We start from the raw sequence: 20,582 nt of genomic DNA on the forward strand, positions 1-20,582 counted from the left end.
ACCTGCCGCGCGCCGACCGGGGTCCCCGGTCGGCGCGGCTGTTATGGGAAGACGTCCTCGCCGTCGCCCGGGTCCTCACCCTCCGCAGGGCCGGACGAGATCACGAGGTTGACGTAGGAACCGATCTCGACGGTGGCGCCTGGCGCCGGGTCCGAACTGATGACCTGCCCCGCCGGGATGGCGTCCGAGGCCTCCGTCGATCCCTGCTGACAGGAGATCTGTGCGCCGGTGCAGGCCACCTGAGCCTGGTCCAGCGTCATCCCGTAGAGGTTGGCGGGGACCGTGGTCTCCTCCGGAGCAGGCTCTGTCGCGATGTAGACGGTCACCGACGTGCCCTGCGGCACGTCACCCGCCTCGGGGTCGGTGCGCGACACGGTGCCCGGAGTCACCTGGTCGCTCTCCTCCTCGTCCCACTGGATGGAGCCGAGGCCGATGTCGGCCAGCTGCGCCTCCGCGCCCTCGCGGGACTGCCCGACGACGTTCGGCAGCGTGGTGTTGCCCGTCGAGAGGTAGAGCGCGACCGCCCCGCCCTCCTGCACGGTCTGGCCGGCGCCCGGCTCGCTCTTGGTCACCATGCCCTCGTCGACATCGGAGCTGTTCTCCTGCTCGATGCCGCTGACCGTGAGGTTGAGCTCCTCGAGCCGCGCCCTGGCGTCTTCCTCGGACATGCCGGCCAGGGCCGGAATCGTGACCTGCCCCGGTGCGCCCGCGACCATGACGGTGACCGTCGATTCCGGTTCGACCGGGGTGCCCGCGGCCGGCTCGGTCGTGCCGGTGGTCTGGCCCTCGTCGAGGTCGGAGTCCCTGTCGATGGCCGACTGGAACGTCAGTCCGGCCGCCTCGATCTGTGCCTGCGCCTCGTCGGCGGTCAGGCCCTCCGCGATCGTGGGCACGGCAACCGTCTCCGGCGCCTGGTTCTGGGCCTGGTTGTTCATCACCATGACGATGACGATGGCCACCACGGCCGCGAGGGCGATCCCGAGCAGCCACCACATGAGCGCTCGGCTCTTCTTCTCCGGCTCCTGCTGTCGAGTGGGGCCGGGGTAACCGCCGCCGGGTGTGACCGGACTCTGCTGCGCCGTCGTCGGACCCCAGGTGCCCTGTGCTGGTGCCATGACCTGCGTGGCACCGTACGCGGGCGGGCCCGCGACCTGTGTGGCACCCATCATGGCGCCGACCATCGGCGCGCTGATCTGGCCGCCGCGCATCGCGGCCTCCAGGTCGCGGCGGAACTCGGCGGCGGTGCTGTACCGCTGCTCGCGGTCCTTGGTCAGCGCCTTGAGCGTGATGCGGTCCAGCACGTCCGGGACGTCGGTAGCGACCTCCGACGGACGCTGCGGCTCCTGGCCGACATGCTGGTAGGCGACAGCGACGGGGGAGTCACCCTGGAACGGCGGGCGACCGGTGAGCAGCTCGAACAGCATGCATCCGGTGGAGTACAGGTCGGAGCGGGTGTCCACCTGCTCGCCGCGCGCCTGCTCCGGGGAGAGGTACTGCGCGGTGCCGATCACGGCGTGCGTCTGCGTCATCGTGGCGGCCGAGTCGGCCATGGCGCGCGCGATGCCGAAGTCCATCACCTTGACCGCGCCCGTGGGCGTGATCATCACGTTCGCGGGCTTGATGTCGCGGTGCACGATGCCGGCGTGGTGGGAGTACTCGAGGGCACTGAGGACACCGACGGTGATCTCGACGGCCTCTTCGATCGGGACCGCGGCGCCGTCGGTCAGGATGTCGCGGACCGTGTGGCCCTCGACGTACTCCATGACGATGAACGGGACGTGCACCTCCTGGCCGGAGGCGTCCTGGTGGATGTCCTCGCCCGTGTCGTACACGGCGACCACCGCGGGATGGTTCAGCGCGGCAGCGGACTGCGCCTCGCGCCGGAAGCGGACGAGGAAGGACGGGTCACGAGCGAGGTCGGAACGCAGCACCTTGATCGCGACGGTGCGGCCGAGACGTGTGTCGTGGCCGATGTGAACCTCGGCCATGCCGCCACGGCCGACGAGCTCGCCGACCTCGTAACGGCCGGCGAGTACGCGGGGCGTGTTCTCCACCACTCATACGTCCTTTGATGTCGTGGCCGACTGCCTCGGGGCAGACGACTCCTTGAAGAGCATCATCCCAGAAGCGGCAAGTGCGGCCGCTGCGGGGTGGTTCAGCGTTTCAGCTTGGATTTCGGAGGAACCCCACGGCACCTGCAGAGCGTTGTTGTCGCCGCCCCCGGTGACCAGCGTGATGATGAGGACGACCAGCAGCAGCGCGACGAGTGCGACAAGTGGCCAGGACACGCGGACCCCGACGCGGTCCTCGATCCCGCCCACCCAACGTTGGATGTCGGAGGACAGACTCCGTCGCTTCCCAGGGTGCCCTCCCGAGCGACCTTGCTGGGGGACCCTTCGCCCGTCCTGGCGTGTCGAGTGCAGATCGCGGCGGGACGGGTACGCCCGCGCACCGCCACCGGAACCGTTGGCGGCGGTGCCGGTCGGCGGCGGTACGTAGCCGGATCCGTACGGCTGACCCTGGGCGTCGGAGCCGTGCGCGCCCGACGTCGTGCCATAGCCAGCGGAGCCCGAACCGTACCCAGCCGAGTCCGTGCCGTACGGCCCGGAGCCAGGTCCGCCCGCCGGCGTGCCCGGCGGAGGCGAGTACGGACGCCCGTAGGCGTCCGTCCCGTAGCCGCCCGACGTCGTGCCGTATCCGGCCGAATCAGAGCCGTATGCCCCGGAACCCTGGGGCCCTGCGCCGTAACCGCCCGCCTGGGCGCCCGGAGGGTAGCCGCCCGTGGGCGTGCCGTAGCCGCTCGCCGGGGTGCCCTGGTCCGGGCTGGGCGGAGCGGACTGCGCGTTCGCCACGGTGGTGTGCCGACCGGCACTGCTCTGGCCGAACGGCGCCTGTCGGCGCGCGTGCGACGGTCCGGGCTGCGGCGCGCTGGCGCGGCCGTTGCTCTGCCGCTGTGCGGAGGGAGCCTGTCCGTCGCGGCGCGTGCGGCGGGCGTAGCGCGAGCTGCCGAACGGGTCCTCCGCGATCTCCGCGGCGAGCACGTCGAGGTGCCGCGCGAGCTGGTCGGCGGAGGAGATGCGCTGTGCCGGGTCCTTCTCCAGCATCTTGCTGATGGTCTCGGATAGGCCGGGGTGGACCGACGTCGGCAGCAGGGGCACCGGCGCGTTGACGTGCGCGATAGCGATGTCGACCGGCGTCCTGCCCGTGAACGGACGGCGCCCGGCCGTCGCCTCGTAGGCGACCACGCCGAGCGCGTAGATGTCCGAGGCGCCCGTGGCCGACTGCCCCACGGCCTGCTCGGGTGACAGGTACTGCGCGGTGCCCATCACCATGCCGGTGGCCGTCATGGGCACCTGGTTCTGCGCCACCGAGACACCGAAGTCGGTGATCTTCACGGTGCCGGAATGCTCCAGCAGGATGTTGCCCGGCTTGACGTCTCGGTGCACCACGCCGGCCAGGTGCGCGGCGTGCAGGCCGCGCGCCGTCTGCGCCAGGATCGGCAGGAGCCGGGCGGGCGGGAGCACGGGCTCACGTTCGAGCAGGTCGGCGAGCGGCTCGCCCCGGACCAGTTCCTGGACGAGGTAGCCGGCGCCGTTCTCCTCGCCGTAGTCGAACATCTGCGCGATGTTCGGGTGTACGAGGGTCGACGAGTTCCGGGCCTCCGTGCGCAGGCGACGAAGAAAGTCCTCGTTGCCCGTGTACTCCTCGCGAAGTACCTTCACGGCGATCTCGCGCGCGAGCTTCTCGTCGCGCGCTACCCAGACCTCGCCCATGCCGCCCATGGCGATACGCCGCACCAGCGTGTAGCGCTCACCGAGCGTCAGACCCTCGACCGGTCTCATTCTGAGATCGCCGCCTGCATGATCTCCCGGGCGATCGGGCTGGCGAGGGCGCCGCCCGTGGTCTCGTTGGTGGACTGGCCCTCGTTCTCCAGCACCACCGCTACAGCGATCTGGGGGTCGTCGGCGGGGGCGAACGAGGTGAACCACAGCGTGGGCGACCGGGGGTCGTCCTGGGCGGTGCCGGTCTTGCCCGCCACCTCGACGCCGGGGATCTGCGCGCCGCCGCCGGTGCCGCCATCGTCGTTGACGACGCTGACCATCATCTCGGTGAGCGCTTCTGCCGTCGACGCCGAGAACGGGCTGGCGTAGCGCCGGGGATCGGTCTGGCTGACCAGCTCGAGGTCGCTGTCCCGCACGCTCTGGACGAGGTAGGGCTGCATGAGCTCGCCGTCGTTCGCGACAGCAGCGGAGATCATGGCGACCTGGAGCGGCGTCATGCGGACGCTGCCCTGACCCATGCCGGAGAGCGCGATGCGAGCGTCGGAGTCGTCGTCGTCCTCGCCGCCGATGAGGCCCGGGTAGGCGCCGATCGAGGTGGTCATCGGGATCTCGAGCGACTCGGTGAACCGGAAGTCCTGGAACATCCGCTGCATGTCGTCCCTGCCGACGGTGTCGGCCAGCCCTGTGAAAGCGGTGTTGCAGGACATCCGCAGCGCCTCGTTCAGCGTCATCTCGCCCGTGCTGGAACAGCTCTCGCCGCCGAAGTTCTCCACGTCCGTCGAGGTGCCCGGGAGCGTGTAGGTGTCGGGCGCCGGGATCTGGGTGTCCGGGGTCATACCGTTGTACTCGATGGCCGCAGCCGACGTGAGCAGCTTGAACGCGGACCCGGGTGGGAACGTGGCGTTGATCGTGCGGTTGATCAGGGGGCCGTAGATGCTGCGCAGCTCCTCGCCATTGACCGAGTTGACCTGCGGCTTGTCGTTGATCAGCGTCTCGGAGGTCGCCGTGACCTCGGCGGCGTCGTGCACGGCGAGCGTGTTCGGGTCGTAGGACGGCTTGGAGACCATCGCGAGGATCGCACCCGTGCTGGGGTCGATGGCCACCGCGGCACCGGTGTAGTCGCCGAGGGCGTTCCAGGCGGCCTGCTGCACCTCGGGGTCGATGGTGAGCTCGACCGACGAGCCCTGCGCCTCCTCGCCCGTGATGAGGTTCTGCAACCGGTCGAGCCACAGCGAGTCGTCCTCGCCCGCGAGGTAGCTGTTCGCGTAACGCTCCATGCCGGTGACCGTGCCGTTGATCGCGAAGTAGCCGGTGACCGGCGCGTAGACGCTCGCGGCGCCGGCGTCTCCCTCGGAGTACGTGCGCTGGTACTCGTAGTTGTCGTCCACTGGAACCGAGGTGACGATCGGATCCCCGCCCGACACCACGATGGGCCCCCGGTCGCGGGCCAGCGAGCTGTAGATGCCGCGCACGTTCCGGCCGTCGGCGTTGAGGCTCTCGGCGGACACGAACTGGATCCAGGTGGTCGACACCATGAGGGCCAGGAACATGACCATCACGACGGTCGACAGGCGGCGCAGGGTCGCGTTCACCGGTCCACCCCCCGGACGATCTGGGTGGCGTCGTCCGGCGTCGAACCGCGGCCGGCACCTGCCTCGGTCTCGGCCTGCACGGGGCCCACGCCCACGCCCCCGACCTCGATGGCGCCACCACCCACGAGTGCGGGCGCCGGTTCGGCCAGGGCCCCGCGGGTGGGCAGTGCCGAGGGCCGTCGAGCGGCGTCGGAGATGCGCAGCATGAGTGCGATGACAATCCAGTTCGCGAGCAGGGAGGATCCACCCTGAGCCATGAACGGCAGGGTCAGGCCGGTGAGCGGGATGATCCGGGTGATGCCGCCCACCACCACGAAGAGCTGAAGAGCCATGACGAACGCCAGGCCGCTCGCAAGCAGCTTGCCGAAGCCGTCGCGCACGCCCACCGCGTGCCGCAGGCCGCGCTGCACGATCACCAGATAGATCAGCAGGATCGCGAGCAGGCCGGTCAGGCCGAGCTCCTCGCCGAGCGCCGCGTAGATGAAGTCGGAGAAGCCGAACGGCACGTACTGCGGGAATCCCTCGCCCCAGCCGGCACCGAACATGCCGCCGTAGGCGAGGGCGAACAGGCCCTGGACCAGCTGGTACGACGGGCCGTCCGACAGCTCGGGGTTCATCGCGTCCAGCCAGATGTCGACGCGGAGCTGCACGTGGCTGAACATCGTCCACGCCACGACAGCACCGACGGCGAACATCACGAGGCCGATGACGATCCAGCCCACGCGGTCGGTAGCGACGTAGAGCATGCCGACGAACAGGCCGAAGAACAGGAGCGACGTCCCGAGGTCCCGCTCACCGATAAGGACCGCCAGCGACACCGCCCAGACGATGAGGATCGGGCCGAGGTCGCGCAGGCGGGGGAGCTGAAGGCCCAGGAACTTCTTGCCGGCCAGGGCCAGGGTGTCGCGGTTGGCGACCAGGTAGCCCGCGAAGAACACGGCGAACGCGATCTTGGCGAACTCGGCTGGCTGCAGCGAGAAGCCGGCGACGTAGATCCAGATCTGCGCGCCGTTGATCTCCTGGCCGAGACCGGGGACCAGCGGCAGGACCACCAGGACGATGCCGACGATCATCGCCGTGTAGGTCAGGCGGCGCAGGCTGCGGTGGTCGCGGATGACGAAGACGACAATGCAGGCGATGACGATGCCCAGCGAGGTCCACATCAGGTGCCGGGACGCGTTGGCGCCTTCGATGTCGACGAGGTCCTGGCGCAGGATCATGGCCATGCTCACGCTGTTCAGCAGCACGACGGCGGGCAGGATCACCTGGTCGGCGTAGGGCGCGCGTAGGCGCAGCACGATGTGCGCGGTGAAGGCCAGCGCAGCGAGCACTATCGAGTAGGTCCAGAAGCCCTCGGGCAGGGCGTCATCGAGCGAGTAGCCCACCATCCACATGCCACCCATGCCGAGCGCCAGCGCGACGACGAGCAGCAGTGCCTCCGCGACACGAGCCGGCGCGTGCTCCTCGGGCCGGAGTCCGCTCATCCGTTCGTCCCCTGCCCGGAGTCCGTCGGGGTCGACTCGGACGAGGACTCTCCACTGGGCTCTTCGCTCGTGGAGGGGCTGGGTGTCGGTGTGCCACTGGCCGACGGCGTCGGCTCGGTGTCCGCGGCGGCGTCCTCGATGAGCCGGTCGGCGCGTCCGCGGGCGTCCTCGAGCGAGGTGGCCCGGATCGTCTCGTTCACTCGATCGGCGACAAAACCGGGCAGCTCGTCGACGCGGGTACCCGTGAGCTCGACCGGTGTCGAGAAGGTCAGGGGGCCCGCCGTCGCCGGGATGCCGCGGAACACGGCGACCTGACCGTCCGACTCGCCCACGTAGTACTGGGTCTGGGTCCAGCGGTAGCCGCCCCAGCCCGCCAGACCGAGGCCGATGACGAGCAGGAGCGCACCGAGCACGGTCAGCCACGTGCGCTTCTTCGGCTTCGCCTGCGCGTCTGCCGCGTCCGGGTCCAGGTCCAGGTCCAGGTCGTCGTCGGGCCGGATGTCCGGCTGGTACTGCTCCTCGTCGGGGGACCCGGCGATCATTGCCTGCTCGAGCGTGTCGGCGAGGTCACCCTGCGCCGTGGGGTCGGTCAGGACCCCCACCGCCACAGCCGCCGGGGCCGGCTGGCCGCCTGTGGTCTCCGCGGGCCGGCTGAAACCGGTCACGGTGTCGCCGTCGATCTCGGAGCCGGGCAGGGCGGTCGGGGACGTCAGGTCACCCGTCGCGGCCACACCGGCCGCGGTCACGCCGGCGAGTGCCGCGGAGCCGACGATCTCGGGGGTGATGGTCGGGGCGGCGGTGGCCGGAGCGTCGTCGTCCACGACGTCGGCAACGACGACGGTGATGTTGTCGGTGCTGCCCGCGCGCATGGACATCGAGACGAGGCGCTCGACGGCGTCCAGCGGCTCGGGCACCGAGACGAGGACCTCGGCGATCTCGTTGTCGGACACGAAGCCGGACAGTCCGTCGGAGCAGAGCATCCAGCGGTCGCCGGGCACCGCCTCTCGGATCGACAGGTCGGGCGTGAGGTCCAGGTCGAAGTCGCCGAGCACGCGCATGACGACGTTGCGCTGCGGGTGGCTCTCCGCCTCGTCGGGCGTGATGCGGCCGGTGTCGACCAGGTGCTGCACGAAGGTGTGGTCCACGGTGACCTGCGCCAGCGTGCCATCGCGCAGCAGGTACGCGCGCGAGTCGCCCAGGTGGGCCATGGCCAGTGTGTTGCCGGACTTCAGCAGTGCCGTCACGGTGGTGCCCATGCCGGCCAGGTCGGGGTCGGCAGTGGTCGCGTCGACGAGGTCCTGGCGAGCGCGGTCGATCGAGCGCTCGAGCTCGGACATCGACTTGTCGGAGCTGTGGTCGGGCCGGTCAAGGCCCACCAGAGCCGCGATCGTCAGAGCGGACGCGACGTCGCCGCCGGCGTGCCCGCCCATCCCGTCGGCCACCACAAGGAGGTTGGGCCCGGCGTAGGCGGAGTCCTGGTTGTTGGAGCGGACAAGGCCGACGTCGGAGCGCGCGGCATACCGCAAGGTCACGGTCACGTGGTGGTCATCCCTGAAGCTCGACGACGGACTGTCCGATCTGCACACCCACACCCGGAGCGAGCGGGATGATGCCCTGCACACGCTCCTCGCCGATGTAGGTGCCGTTCGTGGAACCGAGGTCCTCCACGAACCACTGACCGCCCTGGGGGAAGATCCGCGCATGGCGGGACGACGAGTAGTCGTCGTCGAGCACGAGGGTGCAGCTCGGCGCGCGCCCGATCAGCACGCCGGACGAGGTGAGCGGGATGGTCGTCCCGGTGAGGGGACCGGCCACCACGACGAGCCGGGAGGGGCCGCCACGCTGGGGCGCGCGGGGCGCACCGCCACCGGGGGTCGGCGACGGGGCCGGCCCCGCGAGCTCGGGCCGACGCCGGCGGCTGCTGGCAGTGCGTGGACCGGCCAGGTCGCGCCGGAGCACGGCGACGGCGGAGAGCACGAACACCCACAGCAGCACGAGGTAGCCCAGCCGGAGCAGGGTGAACGTGAGCTCGCTCATGTCGGGTTAGTCACCAGTCCTCGTTGTCTGCACCAGACGCGCTGCCGGTCCAGAACATGATGCGGGTACGGCCGATGGTCATCGTGTTGCCATCGAGCAGTGTCGCGGCGGGGACCTGGTGGCCCTCTACGTACAGGCCGTTGGTCGATCCCATGTCGCTCGCGACGACGCCGTCCGGTGTCACCCGGATCTCGAGGTGGCGCCGGGACACACCCGGGTCGTCCACCACGATGTCCGCCTCGGCGTCGCGACCGATCACGGTCACGGGTCCGGTGAGCAGGTATCGCTGACCATCGATGTCGATGAGCGGGTGCCGGCCGGTCGGTGCGCCGGAAGTCGCCGGAGCGACGCTTCCCTGCACGCTGCGCGACCGTACGGTGAAGCGGCCGGGAACCAGCTCGTACTGCTCGTCGAACGTCACGCTCACGGGCCCTACGAACGCATAGTGCTGCGTCGCGGCATAGGCCGTGATGTTGGACGCGAGCTCATCGGCGAGGGTCTGTGCGCCCCACGCCTCGATCTGGGCGAAGTCGTCGGGAGCGAGCTCGATGGTGAACTCGTTCGGCGCAACGGTACGGTCGCGGCCGACGACCGCGGCACGGTCGTCCAGCTCGCGTCGCAGCCTGCTCGCCAGTTCGACGGGCTTCACTTCGCCACGTCCCACCTTGGCGAACGCGTTGTTCATCATGCGCTCCACGCTCTTCTCGAAGCGGTCCAGGGCGCCCATGCCACCTCCTTCCAGGGTCTGCGCTGGGCAGACTACCTAGATCGTATAGACCGGTCGGTCCCCGCAGACTCCAATACTGTGGATGTACTGCGGATCTTCTCCGATCTTCCCTCAGGTGGCGCGATGAGGAGAGACGTGGGCGGATCCGCACGCTACTAGACCCGCGCCAAGACGTGAACCATTTCACCGTTATTGGATTCGGAGACGCCCTCCGTGCCGTGCTAGCCTCATCCAGCAGCGCGCGAGTGGCGGAATAGGCAGACGCGCACGGTTCAGGTCCGTGTGCCCGAAAGGGCGTGGGGGTTCAACTCCCCCCTCGCGCACGTTGTACGCAAGGCCCCAGCTCTTAGAGCCGGGGCCTTCGTCATGCCCATACCCATGCCGGGACGCGGACGGCGCCCCGGCATGGGTACTTCTCCCCAGAAATCCAGCCGGCAAATCCGGGATTGCCCCGCGAATCAGCGGATCGTCGTCGTCCGGACGCTCGTCACCGACTTGGTCGTGTAGCCGGTCCGGGAGCCGGTCACCGTGACCGTGAGGTGCTTGCCCCGGGCCCGCGACGGGATGACGAACCGGTTGCTCGCCCGCGTCGCGATGGTCACGCCGTCGGCCTTCCATACGTAGGTGTCCGACGACGGTGCCGGCGACCACGACCCACGACTGGCCGTCAGCGTCGACCCGACCCGCAGCGTCCCCGTGATCTTCGGCCGCGGCGCCGTGAAGGTCCCGGCCGCGACCGTAGTGGTCGACGCGCTGACCACGGACTTCGTCGTGTACCCGGTCCGGGAGCCGGTGACCGTGACCGTCAACCGCTTTCCCCTGGCGGATGCCGGCACCACGAACGTGTTCGTGGTGCGTGTCGAGATGGTGGCCCCGTTCGCCTTCCACACGTACTTGACCGACGACGGCGCCGGAGACCACGTCCCGCGGCTCACCGTCAGCGTCTTGCCGACCTTCACCGTGCCGGAGACCTTCGGCTGCGGGGCGGTGAACGTCCCGGGCGCGACGGTGGCGGTGGGGGCACTGGTCCTCGACGCTGTTGCGTAGTGCGTCCGATCACCGGTCACGGTGGCCGTGATCTTCTTGCCCACGGCCGATGCGGGGACGGTGAACGTGCTTGACGTCGCACTCGTGACGGCAGCGCCGTCGACCTGCCAGGTGTAGCTGTAGCTGGTGGGCGTGGGCGACCAGGTGCCTGGTACCGCAGTCAATATCGAGCCGACCTTGGTGGTTCCGGTGATCGTCGGCGTCGCCATGGTGAATCGGCCCGGCTGCACCGTGACCGTCTGCTCCCGGGCGGACGGCAAGGCCCCGAAGCCGCCCTCGTACTCGAAGCGGTAGAGGTAGGTACCGGGTACGAGCTCCGACCAGATGCCCATGGCCCCGGTGCCGCCCTCGAGATCCGTGTCCGACGCGAACTGCCCGTCGATCAGCAGGCGCACCCTCCCCTGTGCAGTGAGCTCCTCGGCGCCGACAGTGACCGGGATGGTGTCGGGCATCTCGTCGTAGTGCCAGGTCGTCGGCAGATCGACCTCCAGGGTGCTCACCGCCGGCGGCTGCACGACGACGCTGCCGGACCACTCCGCGGAGTCGACCGAGCCCCACCCCATGTAGTCGTACTTCACGGTCCAGGTTCCCTCCTGGAGGTTCAGGTCGTTGACGCAGTTTGGCGGCGCGAACCCACCGCTTCTGTTCTTGGTCGGGTCCTCCGCCACGCCCATCCCGAACCCGTGGCCCCAGACGGGGGAGCCGTCGTCCGACACCACGTCGAAGCAGAGCGTGCCCTGATGTGCGGTCTGACGCCAGGTCGTGGGGCCGGACGTCACGATGCTGACGGGGCTCGGCTCGGCCACGACGGCCGAGGCCGTGGCCGTGGTGGTCACGAACGGCGACCTGTTGAACGTCACCGACACGTTCCAGGTCCCGACCCCTTCGCCCTGCTGCAGGTTCGGATCGAGGAAGAGCCGGATGTCTCCGCCGAGCACCGTCTTGTCGGGCAGCCGGTGGTCGATGCCCTCCGGACCGACCGCTTTGAGCGAGACGTGCCCGAACGCAGGAGTGCCGTCCGCGGTGCGGGCCGTTACGTCGACGGTCAGCTTGTCCGTGACACGGAGCGGCCGGTCGGCCGGTTCGGCAACGTCCGCCGCGACCTCGACCGGGATCGGGTCGCCGACCATGATCGCCCAGCGATGGGTGTTGCGGTCCCCGTTCTCGACGGCGGAGTACACGGCACGTTCGGTCGGCAGCGCAGGGAGCCTGGCCGCCTCGCCGCTCAGCCCCCAGCGGAGGAGCGACCCGTCGTCCAGGACGGCTGCGCCCTGTCCCTGGCGCATCGCGGCGAGTGAGACGACCGAGCGTCCCTCTGGCACCGCGGGCGGCTGAGCGCCAAGAACCGCCACGATCCGACCGTCCGACGTGGCGGCGAGGATCTCTTCGGAGGACCGGTCCACGCCGACGAAGCGGGTCCCCGTGCTCGGCTGTCGGACGACGGCGCTGCCGGACGTCGTGCAGTAGACGAGGGCGCCGTCGGAGCGCACCGCCGCCCACACGGCATAGTCCGCGACGCTGCTGACCGCCGTGTATCGCAGTCCGGCGGGCGGCCGGCGAGCGGCGGCGCAGCTGGCGCTGGCATCGAACGGCGCGATGATGCCGTCGGACCTCAGCGCGTCGTACCCGGACACTGCCGTGTAGACCGCCCCGGCGGGTGTCGTGAGAGCGATGTTCCCGCCCGTGTCGACGACCACGCCGTCAGACCGGAGAAGGTGTCCAGAGCTCGCCGATATCGCCGTGTACACCGTCCCTGAAGGCGGTGCTTCCGGGCTGAGTCCGCCGGCCGAGTCCCAGCCGTCTACCAGTCCGTCGCTCCGCAGCACCAGCAGGTCGCCGCCGTGCGAGGAGACCGCCGTTGCGAGGACGCCGTCGGGCAGCGCTTCCGGAACGGTGTCCATGGCGGGCTGGTACGCCCACGCCCGTTCGCCCCACATCACCACCTGCCCACCGTGCGGGCTCGGCATCCCCTCCTGGACGAAGGTGGGGTCGAGGGACTCAGCGGCCACCGTAGCCACCACGTTCGACGGCACGGGCGCGGCCTGTGCAGGTGTGGCCACTACGGTCGTCGCGGCGAGCCCGAGCACCAGCCCGGAGGCGACCGCCGATGCACAAGCCCGTCTGGCCGAGGGAAGGAACCGCCGAAAGTCTGAGGTCGGCATCGGGCGCTCCAGCAGAAGAGGCGCATGGTCAATGCGCGGGACGACAAGTCGAGTGACTCTATTCGGTCCCGTCCCCGCGATATCGCCTAAATCGGGCGCCTCGCGTTTCTTCACCCGGCGTCGTGTGGTCATGCCCGGTGGCGTCGGCAGGTTCGACGGCGGCTCAGCCTGGACGGAAGATCTCCAGCCGCGTGGGCGGGTCTTCGGCGGAGACCCGGCCCGGCGGATAGCGGCTGTCCACCCCCGGGGTCACCGAGCCCAGCACGCTCGGGTGTCGTGCGCCTGTGGCGCCTGGTAGCACGCCGGGCAGGCCAAACCAGGTGTGCCAGCCCAGCACCGCGAACGCCAGGGCCTCCTTGGCCTGGCTCGGCACGCCCAGCTCGTCCGAGGTCTGGACGGCGACACCCGGCAGCTCCTCTCGCAGGGCCACCATCAGCACCGGGTTGCGCGTACCCCCGCCGGACGCGACGACCTCGGTGGCGGTGTGCCGCACGGCGTCGGCCACCGTGCGGGCGGTGAGCGCGACGAGCGTGGCGAGCAGGTCCTCCGCCGTGGGTGGCGTCGGTCCGAGGCGGTCCAGCAGGTAGGCCAGATGGAAGAGCTCCTTGCCGGTCGACTTCGGTGCGGGGCGTGCGTAGTAGGGCTCGTCGAGCAGGCGGTCCAAGAGGTCGGGGAGCACGCGCCCGCGAGCGGCGAGGGCGCCGTCGGCGTCGAAGGCCAGGCGACCACCGGTGACGTGCCGCGTGGCGGCGTCGAGCAGCGCACAGGCCGGGCCGGTGTCGAAGGCGAGCGGCGCGGACTCACGCTTGGGCGTCGCGCCGGCTGCCCGCGCCCGCCCGTCCGACTGGTCGGACGACGGCCCGACCGCCCCAGGCAGGACCGTCACGTTCGCGATCCCGCCCAGGTTCAGCGCGACGGCGGTGCCCGGCCGCCCGGCGAGCCACAGCGCGTCGAAGAGGCCGACCAGGGGAGCGCCCTGCCCGCCGGCGGCGACGTCGCGGGTGCGGACGCCCGAGACGACCGGCAGCCCTGTCGCCTCGGCGATCCACGCGGGCTCGCCGAGCTGCAGGGTGCCGCGAACGGAACCCCCGCCCCGCGAGGTCCTCGCTTCGCTGTGGTACTGCGCGGTGACCCCGAGATCGGCTCCGCCGTCGGACACCCAGTGGAAAACCGTCTGGCCGTGCGAGACGACGAGGTCGGCACGACCGCCGCAGAGCTCTGCCACGGCGCGCGCGGCGATCTCCGCGAAAGCCTGTCCGATTCCCGTGTCGAGCCGGCACACGGCCGCCATCGTGGTCGCGGCCGGCGGAAGGGCCGCCACGAGCTCGGCCCGGAGCGCCGCCGGGTAGGGGACGGAGAGGTGTCCGAGCGGCGTCAGCACCAGCGTGTCGTCGGCGTGGCGGAGCTCGCACGCGGCGGCGTCGACGGCGTCGTGGGACGTGCCGGACATCAGGCCGACCACCCGCAGCGGAGCCTGCTGATACGCAGGAGATCGCTGTTTTTTATGGATCGGATCCCCCATCAGATCGACTCCTCCGGTCAGGTTTACGCCAGTGTTAGGCCCTTGGTCCTACTTTGCGCCACAATCTCCACCATGCTTGACGTCTCGATCGCCCCAGCCCCGGCGCCAGACGCGCCGTTCGAGGATCACATCGAATGGGCGCGCAACGCCCCGGCCATCCCTTCGACACCCGCCGCGCTGTTCACGGGTGGTCTGGACGGCGCGCCTGTCGGCGACCGTCTCACGATCGATGGCCCGGAGTGGGACTACCCCGTCCTCGCGCGCGACCTGGTCCGCGGGTCCCGGGGTGCCGTGCTCGACATCGGCACCGGCAGCGGGGACTTCTTCGCGGGCCTCGGCCCGCTCCCCACCGGCTCGGCAGCCACGGAGACCGGCCCGGCCTTCCTTGCCGCCCGACGCCGCCTGGAGCCGCTCGGTGTGGACGTGCGCCGCGCCGAGGCGTCCTGGACGGGGGACGTGCTGCTGCCCTTCTTCGACGGTCAGTACAGCGCGGTGCTCAGCCGGTTCAGCACCATCGACCCCAACGAGGTGGGCCGCGTGCTGGAACCGGGCGGGACGTTCCTCACCGAGCAGGTGGACACACGCGACGGCATCGCGCTCAACAAGGCGTTGCGCGCGCCGCTCGGCTGGGACCAGGACGGCGTCACGGTCGACGTCATCTGCGACGGCCTCGTCGCCTCCGGCCTGGAGATCGTGGAGGCCACCGAGTACGCGGGCACGCGCACGTTCAAGGACCTGTCGTCGGTGCTCTGGTACCTGCGTACCGCCGCGTGGCAGGTGCCGGAGCTCGCCGACCTCAGCCCGGCGAACGTCGCGCGGCACGAGGCGGCGCTGCGCGGGCTGCACATGCACTTCGCCATGGGCAACGAGCTCGTCGACGAGGCGCCGCGCATCCTGGTCAAGGCGCGCCGGCCGTACTGACTCGGAGCCCGCGCAGCGGGTGAAGTGTCGGGTGAACTCCGACGGATTTACGCCAATTCTTGGCATATATCGCTTCCAGCATGATCTGGGGCGGGTTACGTTCGCGACTCTCGGGACATCGTCCCGACGCAACGTTCTGTCACGGATCGCGAAGGACCCCCATGAATCCCACAGCCCTCGGCGGCGCTCATTCTGCGCTCGCCACCCCCACTCATCGCACCGCCCGGCGCTGGCGCGCCGGTGCCTCGTTCGCCGTGCTCGCCCTGGCCGCGTCGCCGTTCGTAGCGACGCCCGCGGCAGCCGCGACTGCCGAAGCTCCCGTCTTCACCGGCACCCTCGCTGTGGACGGTACGGCGGCAGTCGGCTCCGCGCTCACGATCGACCAGACCGGCGGTACTTGGGCACCCGAGCCCGAGAGCGTCGCCTACTCGTGGCTCCTCAGCGACGATGCTGTGCTTGACGCGGCGGACGTCCCGGTCGACGGCGCAGCCGCCGAGTCCATCACCCTGGCACCCGCTCACCTGGGCAAGTACCTGATCGGCACCGTCGTCGCGACCGCGGCTGGAGAGTCGAGCGAGCCCGTCGCCGCCCCCGCCGCCGGACCGGTGGCACCCGGTGACTTCGTCACCACGACGCCGAAGGTCAACGGCACGCCCCAGATCGGCGGCCTGGTCGGCGCCACGACGGGCCACTTCTCCCCCACGGCGTCCCTGACGTACCAGTGGAAGGCGAACGGCGCCGCGATCTCCGGCGCTACCAGCCGCACGTACACGATCCCGACCAGCCTGCACGGTGACGAGCTCACCGTCACGGTGACCGGGTCCAAGACCGGCTACACGACGAAGAGCCTCACCTCGCCCGCCGTCGTCGTCTCGAGGCCGTTCGGGCAGGCGTCCTACCCCACGATCAGCGGGACCATCCGCGTGGGCCAGACCCTGACCGCCAGCCGCGGTGCCTGGACACCGACCCCGTCGGTCGTCACCTACCAGTGGCGGGCCAACGGCACGCCGATCGCCGGCGCGACCAGCAGCACCTACAAGCTCACGACCAAGGAGCACGGCAAGAAGATCTCGGTGGAGATCGTCGGCCGCAAGTACGCCTACCTGCCGGCCACGCGCCTCAGCTCGGCGACCGTCACCGTCAAGTGGCCTGTCGGCATCAGCGTCCCCGACGTGACGACGCACCCGACCCGCTACACACAGACCACGGTCGGCAAGACCGTGACGTTCAAGACCACCGCCACCGGCGGCGGCCTCAGCTACCAGTGGCAGCGCTGGACACCGGCGACCGGCACCTGGACCAACATCGGGGCGAACAGTTCCACGTACCGGTTCACCGCCTCGACCGCACACGAGCTCAACCAGTTCCGTGTGGTCGTGTCCAACATGGCGGGCAAGGACACCAGCAACCGCAGCTACCTGTGGGTCCAGTCCACGCTGTCGTCGCCGTTCCCGGCCTACCAGTGGTTCAGCCTCTGGAACTACAACGCCACGGTCAGCGAGTCCGCCGACGACTTCATCGGCTATCTTGCCGCGACCGTTTATATCTGCGCCGCGCCGGGCTACTACGTGACCGGTGACGTGTCGGTGCAGTTCGTCGGCAGCAACGGCGTGATCTACCCCGGTAAGGGCCAGGAGCAGCCCGACCACGTCTCGAAGGGCGTGCCCCTCGACAGCGACGGGTGCGGCTGGTTCAACGCCTACTCCGAGGCCCCGCAGTCGGTCCGCGAGGGTGGCCGCTGGCGCGTGACCGACCGTTCCGACGGCCAGACGTACCACCAGTACGCCAGGTACGAGCTCCCGGCCGTCGCGGCGCTCGGCGGATCCTCCGCCCGCACGCTCGGCGGCGTCTCCCCGCTCGGCGGCCCGACCGGGTTCGCGCCCGTCGTCGAGCCCCGGGCAGCGCTCACGGACTGACACCCAGGAAGCCCGCAACGGCTTCCGCCATAGCTCCCGGCGGTACGTCCGTCCCGTGCCCAGGCAGGGTCACGCGACGTGCCGCCGGGAGCGCGGCCGCTAGCGACTGAGCGGCGGCCGCGACCGGCGCGGCGCTCGCGGCCCCGTCGATCACGAGGACGGGCTGAGTGATCAGGTCCCACCGGCCCATCAGCGCCCGGCGGCCCAGTGCCACGCCGGCGAGGACCCGCCCGTCGTAGGCGATGGTCGGGGCGATCGCCTCGAGGTCCGCCCACGACGACGACGCCCGCATGCGCGGCACGATCCGGCAGGGCATGCCCACGACGTCGAGGAAGAGCTCGACGGCGCTGCCCGGGTCATCCACCTCGATACAGGCCTCCACGCCGGCGATCATCCGGGGGTCTACGGGCGGCTCGCCGCTCGCCACGTCGTAGGTCGGCTCGTAGCAGAGCACTCCGGTGACGACCGCGCCCAGGTCGGCCGCCGCGCGCAGCGCGAGGAACACCCCCGAGGAGATGCCCAGCAGCACCGCCGGCCCGGTGACCTGGAGCAACGCGGCGATGTCGTCGACCTCCCGGTCCACGCTGTACGGGGGTGTGTCGCCACTCCCGCCTCGTCCGCGCCGGTCGTACCGCAGCGTGGTCACCCGGTCGGCCAGCTCCGACGCCACGGCGAGCGTGACGGGCAGGCGGTGGGCGAGCACGCCGTCGACCACGACGACCGCCGGGACCGGACCGGGGAGTGGGCCGGTCAGGTCGTAGGCGATCCGGGTGCCGTCGGCCGACGTCGTGAAGGCGTCGACGGTGGTGGTCGTCATGCAGGGCAGACGGCGCGGCGCACCAAAAGTCGTCGCTCGAACCGCTGCTCGGGGCTATCGATTTCGCCGCGAGGAAAAAACCTGTGCGCCTGCCGCCGACGGGCGTAGGTTCATCAGCACATGAGAAGGGAGGTGATCCGAGCAGTGATTTCACATCGGACCCATGAGGTGGTCGCGCGCTAGTCGCGTGACGCGTTAGCGTTTCACGCCGACGCCGGTCGGAGGGCTCAGCACGGGGTCTTCCTGATTCGGTCAGGCGTAACGGGACATGGTGGCGACTTCTACGCGACCACCGGAGCCCGCGGGTGCCGTGCCTCGTCCAGCACGGCTGACGAAAGTCGCCCCGCGGGCTTTTCCGTGCCCCGCAGACGGTCGGCCGACTACCGTGAGGGAATGACGCCCGCGTCGCCCGACCGGCTGGTGGCTCTGACCGGAGCCGATAGCCGCCTGGGTTCCCGGCTCGCCTTCCGCGTGGCTGCGGCGGGTGGTCAGCAGCGCCTCCTGGTCACGGGCCGGGGCGCCACGCCGCGTTTGCCCGACGGCGCCCCGCTGCCGGAGGCCGAGGTCTTCACACTGCCCGCTGACGCCGACCCCAGGCGCCTGACCAGCGTCTTCGACGGCGCGCACGCCGTGTTCCTGGTCCCGAGCCAGGAGCGCCCTGGCCGGCTCGACAAGCACCGAGCGGCCATCGATGCAGCCGTGCTGGCTGGGGTGCGGCACGTGGTCTACGTGTCCTCGGTCGGCGCGGGTCCGGGCGCGGTCTCTACCGCCGCCCAGGACGACTGGCTCACCGAGGAGTACCTGCGTGGCACCGACCTGGTGTGGACGATGCTGCGGATCGCCATGTTCCACCGCACCCTTACCTTCGCGGTCTACGACGAGTCGTTCGGCTCCGGACGGGGCACGGTGCTCCGCGCACCGGCTGGCGAGGGCCGGGTCGCCTGCGTGTCGCACGACGACGTGGCCGACGTCGCGACCGCCGTCCTCCTCGACGAGGACCCGGACCGCCACGCGGGCCGGACCTACCACCTGACCGGGCCCGAGGCCCTGACCTTCGCGGACGTCGCCGCCGCGCTGTCTACTGCCACGGGCCGGAACATCCGGTACGAGCCGCAGACCCTGGAGCAGGCCCGCGCAATGTTCTACCGCTCCACCGCGCCCGAGGTGGAGGACTGGATCACGCAGTGCCAGGCGATCGAGGAGGGCCTGCTCGCGGAGGTCAGCCCTGACGTCGGGCGTTTGGCGGGCCGGGCCGCGCGCTCGTTCGAGACCTGGCTCGACGACTACCCGGCGGAGTGGGCACACCTGCGGCTACCGTCGGTGAGATGACGAGTCTCACCCCGGCAGCGGAGGATGGAAGGACGCCAGAGCCGGCGCCGGAACCGGCGTGGGAACCCGACGTGCTGCCGGGCTTCGAGCGCCTGACACTGCCGCTGCACCCCGACGAGCACGAGGACGAGGTGGTGGCGACCCTGGTGCGCCGCGCACGGCCGGGGCCAGATGTCCCGGCCTCCGACCGGCCGGACGACGCCGGGCCGCGCCGGGGCAGACGCCGCGTGGGCGCGGAGAACCCGCAGGTGGCGCGCCTCTGGGACGAGCTGTCGGAGCTCGGCCGGCGGCTGCACCTGCACGGCGCCTCGCGCCCGCAGGCTGACCCCGTGCCCGACGTCGGCGTCGACCTGCTGTACGTGCACGGTTGGCTCGACTACTTCTTCCAGGCCCACCTCGCGGATTTCTGGGAGTCGCTCGGGGTGCGGTTCCACGCCCTGGACCTGCGCCGTTACGGGCGAAGCATCCGCGCGGGCCAGACCCCGGGGTATGTGCGCAGCCTCAACATCTACGACGAGGAGATCGAGGCCGCACTCGGCGCCATGGGACACGGGCAGGACACGCAGCCTGCGCGCAGGCTGGTGCTCATGGGCCACTCGACGGGCGGCCTCATCGTCAGCCTATGGACGGCGCGCAACCAGGAGCGTGTCGCGGGGCTCGTGCTGAACGGGCCGTGGCTGGAGTTCCAGACCCGCGAGGCGGGCCGCAAGCTCATGGAGCCGGGCATCCGGGTGCAGTCCGTGCTTGTGCCGCGCAGCCAGCTCGTCAACCTGGACCGCGGCCTGTACGCGCGGTCCATCTCGGCACGGTTCGACGGCGAGTGGGACTACGACGTCGCCTGGCGGCCCGACGCCGGATGGCGCCCGACCCCCGCCTGGCTCGCCGCGATCTTCCGTGGGCAGGACCAGGTGGCGCGTGGCCTCGGCATCGAGATACCGGTCCTGGTGCTGCTCAGCGCCCGCAGTGCCATCTCGACGCGGTGGAACGAGGAGATGAAGAGGGCGGACGCGGTGCTGGACGTGGTCGGCATCGCTCGCCGGGTCCCTGATGTCGGGTCCCTCACCACGCTGGTCCGCATCAACGGGGGCCTGCACGACGCGACGCTCTCCGCGGAGCCTGTGCGGGAGCAGGTCTGGCGCGAGATGAGCCGCTGGTTCCGCGGCTACGTCCTCGCGCCGGACTGACGCTCCATGGCCAACCCCTAGGCGAGCCCTAGCAAAGGACGAGTCATGGTGGGATCCTGGAG

The 20,582-nt window shown here is 70.6% G+C and carries 14 protein-coding genes and 1 tRNA gene; 5 read left to right on the plus strand and 10 right to left on the minus strand.

Annotated features, from left to right (window positions below; translation table 11 throughout):
* Positions 1–41: 41 nt before the first annotated feature.
* From pknB to AB1046_RS16535, 7 genes are read right to left on the minus strand one after another with little or no spacing between them, the layout of a single operon-like run.
* Positions 42–2,057, minus strand: coding sequence for a Stk1 family PASTA domain-containing Ser/Thr kinase (pknB, locus tag AB1046_RS16505; protein ID WP_369370381.1), 2,016 nt, complete (start codon positions 2,055–2,057; stop codon positions 42–44).
* Positions 2,058–3,842 carry a protein kinase gene (locus AB1046_RS16510; RefSeq protein WP_369370382.1) on the minus strand — a complete coding sequence of 595 codons (1,785 nt, stop codon included), beginning with the start codon at positions 3,840–3,842 and terminating at the stop codon, positions 2,058–2,060. It abuts the gene before it with no gap.
* The gene (locus tag AB1046_RS16515; RefSeq protein ID WP_369370383.1) at positions 3,839–5,374 is read right to left on the minus strand and encodes a peptidoglycan D,D-transpeptidase FtsI family protein; all 1,536 of its coding nucleotides are present in this window, start codon (positions 5,372–5,374) and stop codon (positions 3,839–3,841) included. The genes AB1046_RS16510 and AB1046_RS16515 overlap by 4 nt, the downstream gene beginning before the upstream one ends.
* The gene (locus AB1046_RS16520) at positions 5,371–6,858 is read right to left on the minus strand and encodes an FtsW/RodA/SpoVE family cell cycle protein (RefSeq protein WP_369370384.1); all 1,488 of its coding nucleotides are present in this window, start codon (positions 6,856–6,858) and stop codon (positions 5,371–5,373) included. Before AB1046_RS16520 ends, AB1046_RS16515 begins: the two co-directional genes overlap by 4 nt.
* Entirely contained in the window at positions 6,855–8,396 is a 1,542-nt protein-coding gene (locus tag AB1046_RS16525) for a PP2C family serine/threonine-protein phosphatase (protein ID WP_369370385.1), read from the minus strand. Before AB1046_RS16525 ends, AB1046_RS16520 begins: the two co-directional genes overlap by 4 nt.
* A 7-nt stretch (positions 8,397–8,403) precedes the next feature.
* Positions 8,404–8,895 carry an FHA domain-containing protein gene (locus tag AB1046_RS16530; protein ID WP_369370386.1) on the minus strand — a complete coding sequence of 164 codons (492 nt, stop codon included), beginning with the start codon at positions 8,893–8,895 and terminating at the stop codon, positions 8,404–8,406.
* 10 nt (positions 8,896–8,905) lie between these two features.
* A complete protein-coding gene (locus tag AB1046_RS16535; RefSeq protein ID WP_369370387.1) occupies positions 8,906–9,622 on the minus strand; it encodes an FhaA domain-containing protein in 717 nt (238 codons plus the stop codon).
* Between the two features lie 239 nt (positions 9,623–9,861).
* On the opposite strand from AB1046_RS16535, the gene AB1046_RS16540 reads away from it, so the two are divergent.
* Positions 9,862–9,945: transfer RNA gene (locus AB1046_RS16540), tRNA-Leu, on the plus strand.
* Positions 9,946–10,080: 135 nt separating this feature from the next.
* Here AB1046_RS16540 and AB1046_RS16545 read toward each other — a convergent pair.
* Entirely contained in the window at positions 10,081–12,729 is a 2,649-nt protein-coding gene (locus AB1046_RS16545; protein WP_369370388.1) for a hypothetical protein, read from the minus strand.
* A gap of 265 nt (positions 12,730–12,994) precedes the next feature.
* On the minus strand, positions 12,995–14,353 hold the full coding sequence (locus AB1046_RS16550; RefSeq protein WP_369370389.1) for an anhydro-N-acetylmuramic acid kinase: 1,359 nt from the start codon (positions 14,351–14,353) through the stop codon (positions 12,995–12,997).
* A 72-nt stretch (positions 14,354–14,425) separates the two neighbouring features.
* Here AB1046_RS16550 and AB1046_RS16555 point away from each other — a divergent pair, with 72 nt between their 5' ends.
* Positions 14,426–15,274: a class I SAM-dependent methyltransferase gene (locus AB1046_RS16555; protein ID WP_369370390.1), complete on the plus strand. Its 849-nt coding sequence runs from the start codon at positions 14,426–14,428 to the stop codon at positions 15,272–15,274.
* 161 nt (positions 15,275–15,435) lie between these two features.
* Positions 15,436–17,190, plus strand: coding sequence for a hypothetical protein (locus AB1046_RS16560; RefSeq protein ID WP_369370391.1), 1,755 nt, complete (start codon positions 15,436–15,438; stop codon positions 17,188–17,190).
* Here the strand turns inward: AB1046_RS16560 and AB1046_RS16565 are convergent.
* Entirely contained in the window at positions 17,180–18,007 is an 828-nt protein-coding gene (locus AB1046_RS16565; RefSeq protein ID WP_369370392.1) for an alpha/beta fold hydrolase, read from the minus strand. The two genes, AB1046_RS16560 and AB1046_RS16565, sit on opposite strands and share 11 nt — an antisense overlap.
* A gap of 393 nt (positions 18,008–18,400) precedes the next feature.
* On the opposite strand from AB1046_RS16565, the gene AB1046_RS16570 reads away from it, so the two are divergent.
* Positions 18,401–19,336: an NAD(P)H-binding protein gene (locus AB1046_RS16570; RefSeq protein ID WP_369370393.1), complete on the plus strand. Its 936-nt coding sequence runs from the start codon at positions 18,401–18,403 to the stop codon at positions 19,334–19,336.
* Positions 19,333–20,520, plus strand: coding sequence for an alpha/beta hydrolase (locus tag AB1046_RS16575; RefSeq protein ID WP_369370394.1), 1,188 nt, complete (start codon positions 19,333–19,335; stop codon positions 20,518–20,520). Before AB1046_RS16570 ends, AB1046_RS16575 begins: the two co-directional genes overlap by 4 nt.
* Positions 20,521–20,582 lie beyond the last annotated feature (62 nt).

It is taken from the genome of Promicromonospora sp. Populi (genome assembly GCF_041081105.1).
GTDB lineage: Bacteria > Actinomycetota > Actinomycetes > Actinomycetales > Cellulomonadaceae > Promicromonospora.

Bases quoted from the DNA above. Each gene is read 5' to 3' on its own strand.
- AB1046_RS16560 (WP_369370391.1), top strand. From the start codon at position 15,436: ATGAATCCCACAGCCCTCGGCGGCGCTCATTCTGCGCTCGCCACCCCC.
- AB1046_RS16520 (WP_369370384.1), bottom strand. From the start codon at position 6,858: ATGAGCGGACTCCGGCCCGAGGAGCACGCGCCGGCTCGTGTCGCGGAG.
- AB1046_RS16550 (WP_369370389.1), bottom strand. From the start codon at position 14,353: ATGGGGGATCCGATCCATAAAAAACAGCGATCTCCTGCGTATCAGCAG.
- AB1046_RS16535 (WP_369370387.1), bottom strand. From the start codon at position 9,622: ATGGGCGCCCTGGACCGCTTCGAGAAGAGCGTGGAGCGCATGATGAAC.
- AB1046_RS16575 (WP_369370394.1), top strand. From the start codon at position 19,333: ATGACGAGTCTCACCCCGGCAGCGGAGGATGGAAGGACGCCAGAGCCG.
- AB1046_RS16555 (WP_369370390.1), top strand. From the start codon at position 14,426: ATGCTTGACGTCTCGATCGCCCCAGCCCCGGCGCCAGACGCGCCGTTC.
- AB1046_RS16530 (WP_369370386.1), bottom strand. From the start codon at position 8,895: ATGAGCGAGCTCACGTTCACCCTGCTCCGGCTGGGCTACCTCGTGCTG.
- AB1046_RS16510 (WP_369370382.1), bottom strand. From the start codon at position 3,842: ATGAGACCGGTCGAGGGTCTGACGCTCGGTGAGCGCTACACGCTGGTG.
- AB1046_RS16565 (WP_369370392.1), bottom strand. From the start codon at position 18,007: ATGACGACCACCACCGTCGACGCCTTCACGACGTCGGCCGACGGCACC.
- AB1046_RS16570 (WP_369370393.1), top strand. From the start codon at position 18,401: ATGACGCCCGCGTCGCCCGACCGGCTGGTGGCTCTGACCGGAGCCGAT.